This window comes from Dysgonomonas reticulitermitis (genome assembly GCF_054601275.1).
On the sequence record NZ_BAAHWU010000088.1, the window covers coordinates 1 to 5,523 of the forward strand.

The following is a 5,523-nucleotide window of genomic DNA, read 5'->3' on the forward strand; positions in this document are numbered from 1 at the left end:
TAACTTTTGGCAAAGCTAAAGACAAGTAAGCCAATTCAAATCGTCACGCAACTAAAATCTTCTGAAACCACAATGTATAAAGCATTTCAAAGAACAAGTTTTAATTTTTAGTGCCCACTAGTGATAGGATAAATCAAATTGATGGAAAGAGAATATCCGTAGAACCAATTCTAATTACTAAAAATATGACTTCTTCTAAATATTTAAAGGAATATTCTCACTCATTCTCGTATGAGAAAAATACTTATTGTTTGCAAATTGATTAATAATCTAAAATAGTCAATAACAAAGCCACCAACAAATTAATGTCAGTGGCTTTTATTCTTTAGGACAATATCCGATTCTATTTATATATAAAATCAAAATTTGTCCTTTCTTTTTAATAATTGGTTTGGGTAAATAGGATTTTGGGCAAAAAAGTAATCTTATAATTTGAGACAATTTCATATAAGGGGTATATAATAAAAAAATAGTCTGTTTCTGTCTCAAATAAATATTGTTGTAATTTATTCTAAGCGATTGAAAATTCGCCTTTATCTATAATTTTATACCCTTTAAAGCGTTCTCCGTCTCTGGTTACAGTTGTCCGATTCGATACTTTAAAATATAGCTTTAGGGTTGAAACAGTGGTCTTTAAACATATATTGTGCTTAATATTTATACTTTCCAAAGTTTCTTTTATTTCGGATTCTGTATAACCACTTCCAATATTGAAAGATTTTAAAATAGCATTTATAACAGGTAGTTGAGTTTTTTCTTTCCGTTCTTCTTCATTTTTTAATCGTGTTTCCATTTTCTGTTTGTTATAATTGTCAATATCAATATAATCACATCCGAAATTGATATAATATTCATAGGTCAAAGAATCTTCTTCTTTGATTTTATCTAAAGGACTGACTTCTCCAAACATAAAATCAAAGCTAAATGAATGAGGACAAGTTCTGTCTGGAATAAGTTTTTTTAGTTTTTCAATAGTTTCTTTTCGTTGTTCTTTAGTTATAGATTTTTTAGTGGTAATATCTCCCATGTTTTTATCATACCGTTTATCGGATTCCACAACGTTAAAATAATCTGTATTTGTATATGCAATATTAATTTGTTCTGGATTCCGATAAAATGCCTTTACTTTCTCATTATTTAAGAAATTTTCGACCATAAAAGCATCAAATTCGCCGTCATTCCTTAAATAGTTCTTTATAGAAAGTTTATCTCTTATTTCCTTTAATAAATCTCTTGCACCTTGTGTTGTAGCGATAGGCTCTATCTTTTCTTTTATAAGATTGTAGGTGTGTTTTTGTTCTTCCAAATATTTTATTAATTCATTTTCTGGTGTCATTTCAATATTGTAATCATAGTTAGTTATATGAATAATTTTATCTATTCCATTTCTGAATCTTCCACAAATTTGTATAGCGTGTGTTGCTGGGTCTATAATTGTTTGCTTCTTCGTTTTACAATCAGAAATCATTATTATATCTGGTTTTTCTTTACATTCCAAATCCACTGCGGAATAAAACCGACTTGTGAAAAAGTTGTATTTATTCAGTCCTGTAAAAGATTTGGATACACAATTTATTCCTTGATTCTTCAATTTATCATAAGCGTCATCGCCACAAAAAACAGAAGTTTTGTCTTCTATTCTTAATTTTTTTATAATAGCTAAAATCAATGTCGCAGAGTTTAAGAATATTACAATCGGATTCCAATTTCTGATATTTAATATATCTATTAATGAGGCTAATACATTATTTGTCGTTTCTAAAATTATATCCTTTGAATAATCATATAACGGAGTAACCTTTAGTTGTCTAAATTCTTTTAATGCTTTAATTCTTGGCGTTAGTGGCGTGGCTGATATAAGACATTGTTCTTCATATAAAAAGAAATCATCAAAAGGTAATATAATTGATTTTCGGAAATTACTATCCTGTATAATCTTATCGCATTCATCAAACATCAGGAAATAATCTTTATGCCAATCAATATCTAACCCTTTAGAATATTCTTTTATTTTATAATAACTTTCGGGTGTTGTCATTATCTTATGGTTAATATCTTTACGTTTAAGATATTCCTTAATCTTGGTTTCTCCTATTCCGCCATAAATTCCTAATAGATTTTTATGTTTTTTCTCTTTTCCTTCTATAACGGGAACATTCGGCTCAATAATAATAGAATTTCGGGGTGCTTTAATTTCGCAGTATGTTGCTCCGATTGCAGGAATAGTTTTATCTATAATACATTTACTTGGTACTCCATCAGGAAATAAGTCTTTCATTGTCTGTCCTTTTTCGATATAAACAGGCTCTTTTGTCATTTTGCTTTGATTTTCAGTTTAAATGTGTAATCTGGATATGTTAAGTGTAAATCTGGGAGAGACACTTTTTCTGATTTTTTAGTTTATAGACCCAAATTTATTTTTGTCTCAAAATGAAACTAAAAAAAGCGTGAATATTCTCCACGCCAATTTTATCTAAACTGAAAAAATCATATTGTCATTTTGCTATCTGCATATACAAATTTACTGAATTTTAAGGGGCAAACATAGTGAAATGGCGGAATCTTGAAAAATGAGGACAATTTGTCTTTTTCTATTTAAAAAGAATATTATTCTGTCCTTTTAGATAGATATTTTGCTTTAAGTAGCTTATATCCTTTTTCAAATTGGTCTTTGCGTTTTATAGTTCTTCGGGGTGTGGTTTCAAAATATTCTTTTATATCGCTTGCTTTTATCTTTTTATTGATTTCTAAAGCAATATAAATTTTATTAAGGGTATCTGTTATTTCTTTTTCAGTATAGGCAATACCGATTTTAAAAGATTGTAATACGGCTTCTATGACAGGAAAACTAAGCCGTTTTTCATCGGTCTTTTTCTTTATCAATGCAAGTGTAAGCGATTGTTTCTTATACTCTTTATCAACAATAAATTCTTTATCAAAGTTTTGGCATATCTCAATTATAAATTCGTCTTTACGTTTCAGTTCTTCGAATACGAATTTTTGTTCTTCCGTTTCTATTCCTTTGTCTAATTCCAGATTGAAAAATATATCAACTATTTCTTTACGCAATAATCTGTCATTTTTAGAGGATATTTTTAGTTTATTGGTTTCCCAATCATAGGTATTATTATATTGATTCTCTATATCAAAAAATTCATCATCAAATGAATAGGACAAAATAAAGTTCTGCCATGTTTTATATCTTGATTTTGTAGCTTCTGCATCTAAAAGGTTTTCAGTCATAAAGTAGTTGAAAGAGTTATCTTGCTCTAAATATTTACTTATTTCAACACGTTCTAAGGCTTCTTGCATCACTTGTTTAACACCCTGTTCGGTTGCTGAGTTATAAATTGTCTTTAGCTGAATATAGGCTTTGCGTTGTTCTTCAAGATATTCTTGCAGTTCTTTGTATTTCTTTGCCTGTATGGTTTTATCAAGTCCTGCAATATGTGTAAATGATGTTATGCCGTTTCTGAATCTTCCTGCAATTTGTCGGGATTCTAATAATGGCTCTATCATTGTTTGAGGTGCTGTTATTGCATCGGATATTACAAGTACATGAGGTTTATAAGGTGTTATTATATCAACGGCTGAATAAAAACGGCTTGTATAGAAATTATATTTATTGAGGTCTGATATTTTAGTGAATATGTTTGTAAGCCCTTTTCTTGTTAGTTTCTCAATACTTTGGTTTGCACAATAGATATTTGACTTGTCTTTGATGTTTAAAGCATTGATAACAGCTATTATAATATCTATTGAGTTAATAAAGAAACAGATTTTTGTATTTTCATTATCGGGAATGCTATTTATACAATGTTGAATATCCTGTAATATATTGTTACTTGAATAAAGATTTACTTTTAAAGCGTGATAGTATTTAGGTTCTATGATTACTTCTTTAAAATTATGCCTTTTAAAAATCGGATATGAATTGAAGTTTGTAATTGTTGCAGATATTAAGGAACGCTCTTTAAACTTCCAAAAATCCTGCATTGGTAAAGCTATTGTTTCCCTAAAATCTATTTCACTTGTTAATTTATGTGATTCATCGAATAGTAAGAAATAATCATTGTACATATCTATATTTAACAATGCAAATGCCCTTTTGACCTTTCCAAATGATTCGGGGGTAGTCATTAGCTTTTTATATCCGATTACATCATTTTGCAGGTAGTCAATTATCTGGTTTGTTTGTACGCCCTCAAATACTCCGAATAAATTAGTGTGTTTTTCAATTTTGCCCTCTATCACAGGGGTATTAGGCTCTATTATGATTGAATTGCGGTTTGATTCTATTTCAAGTGTGGTTGCGCCTATTCCTGTAACTTTTTTATAAATAACTGCATTTGTAGGAATTGAACCTTTTAAATATTCTCCTTTATTTAGGTAGATTGTTTCTTTTTTAGCCATAATAAAAAAAAAGACAAAATATATTTCATGATAAATACAAAAATATAAATTGTCCTTTGTATATTGTTAGTATTATATATTAATCGAAATACATATCTTGTTCAAAGTACTCAAAGGCTTCGTATTGGGATTCATAATCTGGCTGTATTTCCTGTTCAAATTCCCATTGTGCTATTAGATAATCGGTTGCAATATCTTCTTCTGTCGGTGCAACATCATATTTGGCAAGGTCTTCGGGTGTCATTAATATTTCAGTTTCGGTAAATGTAGCTTGACGTGATTTTGATTCTTCTGAAATATTAACAATATGTATAAGTTTTCCTATTAAATCAGAAACTTTAGTAATAGAATCATTTTCAAATAATGAATTAGCTGTACCATTCAATAAACTGTTTACATTGATTTGATAAACTGTATTTCCGTATGTATCGGATTTATTAGCTTTATACAGAGCATAGGCAATGTTTATCGTTTTATCCTGTGCTTTAAATTCGGCTGTTTGTAGCTTTATATCAATGATATAGTAATAACCTTTTTGTAAGTTTGTGATTTGATTATTTACAGGGAAATTACCCTCATTGATTGCTTCCTTTAAATATGGAGAATTTTTTGCTATACCATATTTCTGATTAGCTTCATATTCATCTCCTTCTTTTTCTGATTCAACAAATTCAAATGGTCTTAATTTTTGAATTTTTATTAGTTGCTCTTTTGTCCAGTGTGCCATGATATATTATTATATTAGTTATAAATTTACTTGTCCCTGTTGCCATACAGATTATACATAATTATGGCATAAATAATAACAGCTAAAAAACATATTCCAATCGTAATCGCAGCCCCTACCGTATTACCTAATATTATTACTATGACAATAATAGTCAAAATAATACGCCAGCCTCTTTTATTTTGCCTATCTCGTTCTTTTTTCTCTTCTATTTCCTTATCGGTCATAAACCTATATTTTGTCATAATAATCCTTTTATTAACCTGAGTTCCGTATAAGCAACGCTCATTTTTCGCATCTGCTTTGTGGAACAAGAACTTTAGCCCAATGCAAATAGGACAAAGTTTTTGCTATAAAATTAGGAGCAGGATGATTAGCAGAAT

The 5,523-nt window shown here is 29.1% G+C and carries 4 protein-coding genes; all 4 read right to left on the reverse strand.

From position 1 onward, the window contains the following. Nucleotides 1–511: 511 nt before the first annotated feature. On the reverse strand, nucleotides 512–2,317 hold the full coding sequence (locus tag ACYPZI_RS15410; RefSeq protein WP_459603176.1) for a DEAD/DEAH box helicase family protein: 1,806 nt from the start codon (nucleotides 2,315–2,317) through the stop codon (nucleotides 512–514). A gap of 290 nt (nucleotides 2,318–2,607) precedes the next feature. Next, nucleotides 2,608–4,413, reverse strand: a complete 1,806-nt coding sequence (locus ACYPZI_RS15415) for a hypothetical protein (RefSeq protein WP_459603178.1) — start codon at nucleotides 4,411–4,413, stop codon at nucleotides 2,608–2,610. Nucleotides 4,414–4,492: 79 nt separating this feature from the next. Next, nucleotides 4,493–5,140 carry a hypothetical protein gene (locus ACYPZI_RS15420; RefSeq protein WP_459603180.1) on the reverse strand — a complete coding sequence of 216 codons (648 nt, stop codon included), beginning with the start codon at nucleotides 5,138–5,140 and terminating at the stop codon, nucleotides 4,493–4,495. Nucleotides 5,141–5,166: 26 nt separating this feature from the next. Next, nucleotides 5,167–5,385: a hypothetical protein gene (locus ACYPZI_RS15425; protein WP_459603182.1), complete on the reverse strand. Its 219-nt coding sequence runs from the start codon at nucleotides 5,383–5,385 to the stop codon at nucleotides 5,167–5,169. Between the last annotated feature and the right edge of the window lie 138 nt (nucleotides 5,386–5,523).

Coding starts and splice junctions, on each gene's coding strand:
- ACYPZI_RS15410 (WP_459603176.1), bottom strand. CDS start 2,317: ATGACAAAAGAGCCTGTTTATATCGAAAAAGGACAGACAATGAAAGAC.
- ACYPZI_RS15415 (WP_459603178.1), bottom strand. CDS start 4,413: ATGGCTAAAAAAGAAACAATCTACCTAAATAAAGGAGAATATTTAAAA.
- ACYPZI_RS15420 (WP_459603180.1), bottom strand. CDS start 5,140: ATGGCACACTGGACAAAAGAGCAACTAATAAAAATTCAAAAATTAAGA.
- ACYPZI_RS15425 (WP_459603182.1), bottom strand. CDS start 5,385: ATGACAAAATATAGGTTTATGACCGATAAGGAAATAGAAGAGAAAAAA.